Annotated in this window: 1 protein-coding gene; it reads right to left on the minus strand. The window is 74.1% G+C overall.

From position 1 onward, the window contains the following. The coding region (locus ACTWPW_RS63110) for an amino acid adenylation domain-containing protein (protein WP_443174870.1) at positions 1-4,546 on the minus strand (4,546 nt) is incomplete at its 3' end. Between the last annotated feature and the right edge of the window lie 83 nt (positions 4,547-4,629).

Consider the following 4,629-nt stretch of genomic DNA (forward strand, 5'->3'; position numbering starts at 1 on the left):
CGCGCAACTTGACCTGATCGTCCACCCGCCCGACGAACTCCAGCACACCACCCGCCCGCCACCGCACCACATCACCGGTCCGGTACATCCGCGACCCCCCGAACGGACACGCCACGAACCGCTCCCCGGTCAACCCGGGACGCCCCGCATACCCCCGCGCCAGACCCGCACCACCTAGATACAGCTCACCCGCCACCCCCACCGGCACCGGCCGCAGGAAGTCGTCGAGCACGAAGGGCCGGACGCCGGCCAGCGGCCGTCCGATCGGCAGCGAGCGGTCGGCCGGGGTGAGTTCGTGGACGGTGGAGGTGCAGGTCGCCTCGGTCAGGCCGTACACGTTGAACAGCCGGGCCGCGCCCAGCGGGCGCCAGCGCCGCAGGTGGTCCGGCGAGACCCGCTCGCCACCGATGATCACGAACCGGAGCGACTCCGGCAGCCGGCGCCCCTCGCGGGTGAGGATGTCGACCCATTCGTGCCAGTAGGGCGTGGTCACCTCGAAGCCGGTGATGCGCTGGGCCTCCAGGTGGCCGGCGAGGTCGGTCACGGTGGTGAGCCCGGCGGCCCCGGGCAGGACCACGCACGCCCCGGCCAGCAGCGCGGGCAGGACCTCCTCCAGGATCACGTCGAAGGAGACGCCGGCGACCTGGAGGATGCGGTCGTCGGCGGTGAGGCCCAGGACGCCGGACATCGTCGCGGCGTACCGTGCCAGCTCGCCGTGGACGAACATCGAGCCCTTCGGCCGTCCGGTGGAGCCCGAGGTGAAGAAGACGCAGGCCAGGCCGGCGGGGTCGAGCTCCGGGAGGGCCCGCGGGTCGGCCGGGGGGCCGTCGGGGCGCAGGACGGGCAGGTCGACGCCGCCGAGCGACGCCGCCAGCTCGGGCGTGGCGATCACCGCTTCGGCGTCCGCGTCGCGCAGCATCGCCGCCAGCCTCGGGGCCGGGGTGTCGGGGTCGAGCAGGAGGAACGCCTTGCCGGCCGCCATGACGCCGAGCATCGCGATCACCAGCTCGGGCCGGGCCCCGGTCATCACCGCGACGACCTGCCCGGGCTCGGTGCCCAGCCGCAGCAGCCGGTGAGCCAGCCGGTCGGCCTGCTCGACCAGCCCGGCGTAGCTCACCCGGCGGTCCTCGCAGCTCAGCGCGATCGCACCGGGGGTCTGCCCGGCCCGCGACCTGATCAGCTCGACCACACTGCCACCCGGCTCGGCCGCCTGGCCGGGCTGGTCGCCGTTCCACCCGGCCAGGAGGCGGCGGCGCTCGTCGGGGGCGAGCACGTCGATGTCGCCGATGGGCCGGTCCGGGTCGGCCGCGACCGCGTCGAGCAGGCGGAGCAGGCGCCCGGCCAGCGAGCACGCGGTGTTCTCGTCGAACAGGTCGGTGCTGTACTCCAGGCCGCCGCGCAGCCCGAGAGGGCGGCCGTCGTCGCCGTACCGTTCGGCGAGCCCGAGCGTGAGGTCGAACTTGGCGACCCGGAAGCCGACCCGGTGATCCGAGACGCGCACGCCGGGCAGCTCGAACGGCGCCGGATCGTCGTTCCGGAGCACCAGCATGACCTGGAAGAGCGGGTGGTGCGCGGCCGAGCGGACCGGGTTGAGCGCCTCGACCAGCCGCTCGAACGGCAGGTCCTGATGCGTGAAGGCGTCGAGGTCCACCTCACGCACGCCGGCGAGCAGCTCACGGAAGGTGGGGTTGCCCGAGGTGTCGGTACGCAGCACGAGCGTGTTGACGAAGAACCCGACGAGGTCGTCCAGCGCGTCGTCGGCGCGCCCGGCCACCGGGGTGCCGATCGGGATGTCGGTCCCGGCGCCCAGGCGGGTCAGCAGCGCGGCGAGGGCGGCCTGCAGGACCATGAACACGGTGCCGTCGCTCTCCCTGGCCAGCTCGACCAGCCGCCCGTGCAGCTCCGCGGCCACCTCCAGCTCGACGAGCGCGCCCGTGTGGCTGGGCGCGGCCGGTCTGGGCCGGTCGGCGGGCAGTTCGAGCTGGTCGGGCAGGCCGTCCAGCCGCTCGGCCCAGTGGGCGAGCTGGCGGGAGAAGACGCTGTCCGGGTCACCGTCGCCGCCGAGCAGCGCGCGCTGCCACAGCGTGTAGTCCGCGTACTGGACGGGGAGCGGGTCCCAGCTGGGGGCCTGCCCGGCGGTGCGCGCGGTGTAGGCGGTGGCGAGGTCACGGCAGAGCACGTCCCCGGACCAGCCGTCGGCGGCGATGTGGTGCACGACCAGCACGAGGACGTGCTCCTCCGGGTCGGTGGTGCACAGCCAGGCCCGGATGGGCAGCTCGGCGGCCAGGTCGAAGACGTGCCCGGCGGCCTCCGCCACGATCGCGGGCAACTCGTCGGGGGCGCAGGCGCGTACCGAGAAGAACGGCCTGGCCAGGTCGGCGTCCACGATCTGCTGGCGGGCGACGCCGCCCTCGGCGGGGAACAGGGTGCGCAGGCTCTCGTGCCGGGCGACGACGTCGTTCAGCGCGCGGGTCAGCGCGTCCGTGTCCGGCCGGCCGGACAGCCGGAAGGCCATGGGGATGTTGTAGGTGTCGCTGGGGCCCTCCCACTCCCGCAGGAACCACAGCCGCTGCTGGGCGTAGGAGAGCGGCACCGCGTCGGGGCGCGGCAGGGGGACGAGGGCGGGGCGCAGGTCGCGGCTCTCGTCCCAGCGCGCGGCGAGCCCGGCCACGGTCGGCGCGACGAACAGCTCCCTGACGTTGACCTCGACGCCCAGCGTCGAGCGGATGCGTGAGATCAGCCGGGTGGCCAGCAGCGAGTAGCCGCCCAGGGCGAAGAAGTTGTCGTCGATGCCGATCGAGGGCAGCCCGAGCACCTCGGCGAACAGGCCGCACAGGATCTCCTCGCGCGGGTCGCGCGGTCCGCGGCCGGTCGGCTCGCGGAGCCCGGCCTCCGAGGGCCCGGCGGGCGGGACGAGGTCCAGCCCGCCGTCCAGGCTCCGGCGCACCAGGTCGCCGGTCCGGTACATCCGGCCGCCGGTGCGGTCGAAGGGGTCGGCCACGAGCCGGTCGGCGCCCGCGCCGGCGTGGTCCCGGCCGAGGTAGGAGCCGGAGACGTACAGCTCCCCCACCGCGCCCGCGGGGAGCGGGGACAGCGCGTCGTCGAGCACGTAGATCCCGGTTCCGGCGAAGGCCCGCTCGGCCGGCTCCAGCACGTCGACCTGCCCGATGCGGGTCCCGGGGTCGGCGGCCATCGCCTCCAGGACCTTCAGGAAGCGGTGCCCGATCGAGCGGACGGTGTCCTCGTCGAACAGGTCGGTGGCGTAGCCGATGACGCAGTCGAGCCCGGCGTCGTGCTCGGTGACGGCGAAGGTGAGGTCGAACTTCGACACGCGGAGGTCGACCGGCTCCTCGGCCGCCGTGAGCCCGTCGAGGTCGAGGTCGCCGACGGTGGCGTCGTCGACCACGAGGGAGGTCTGGAAGAGGGGGTGGTGGCCGCCCCGGGGCGGGTTGAGCGCCTCGACCAGCCGCTCGAACGGCAGGTCCTGATGCTCGTACGCGGCCAGGTCCGCCGCCCGCACCCGCCCGATCAGCTCACGGAACGTCGGATCCCCCGAGGTGTCCGCCCGCAACACCAGCGTGTTCACGAAGAACCCCACCAGATCGTCCAGCGCGTCATCCAACCGACCCGCCACCGGCGTCCCGATCGGAATGTCACCCCCGGCACCCAGACGGGTCAGCAACGCCGCCAACGCCGACTGCACCACCATGAACAACGTCGCGCCACTCTCCCCCGCCAGCTCCAGCAGCCGCGCGTGCACCTCCGCCGGGACGGCCAGCCGCACGTGATCGCCCCGGTAACTGGGCCGGGCCGGGCGTTGCCGGTCGACCGGCAACGCCAGCAGGTCGGGCAGACCGGCCAGCGCCTCCGACCAGAACGCCAGCTGCCCCGCCAGCACACTGCCCGGATCGCCCTCCTCCCCCAGCAGATCCCGCTGCCACAGCGCATAGTCGGCGTACTGGACCGGCAACGGCGCCCACTCCGGCATCCCGCCCGCCACCCGCGCCGCGTACGCCACCGACAGGTCACGGCAGAACGGCCCCATCGACCAGCCGTCGGCGGCGATGTGGTGCATGACCACGACGAGCACGTGCTCGTCCGCCGCGACGCGGCACAGCAGCACCCGTACCGGCAGGTCGGTGGCCAGGTCGAACGGCCGGCCGACGGCCTCGCCGATGCGCGCCCCCAGCTCCTCCTCCGCGCACTCGATGAACACGACGGCCGGGCGGGCGTCGAGCACCCGCTGGTACGGCACGCCGCCGTCGTCGGGCAGGACGGTGCGCAGGCTCTCGTGCCGGTCCGCCACGTCGCCGATCGCGGCCGTCAGCGCCGCGACGTCCAGCGGCCCGGACAACCTCCGGCCGACCGGGATGTTGTAGGTGGCGCTGGGCCCCTCCCACTCGTGCAGGAACCACAACCTGCGCTGCGCGAACGACAACGGCATCACCTCCGGCCGCACCCCCCGCACCAACGCCGGACGCGTCCTGCCCGCCACCACCCGCCGCGCGATCCCCGCCACCGTCGGATCCGCGAACAACTCCCGCACACCCAACTCCACCCCCAGCACCGACCGCACCCGCGAGATCAACCGCGTCGCCAGCAACGAATGCCCACCCAGATCGAAGAACC

The sequence above is a fragment of the Nonomuraea sp. KM90 genome, assembly GCF_052246675.1.
Classification (GTDB): domain Bacteria; phylum Actinomycetota; class Actinomycetes; order Streptosporangiales; family Streptosporangiaceae; genus Nonomuraea.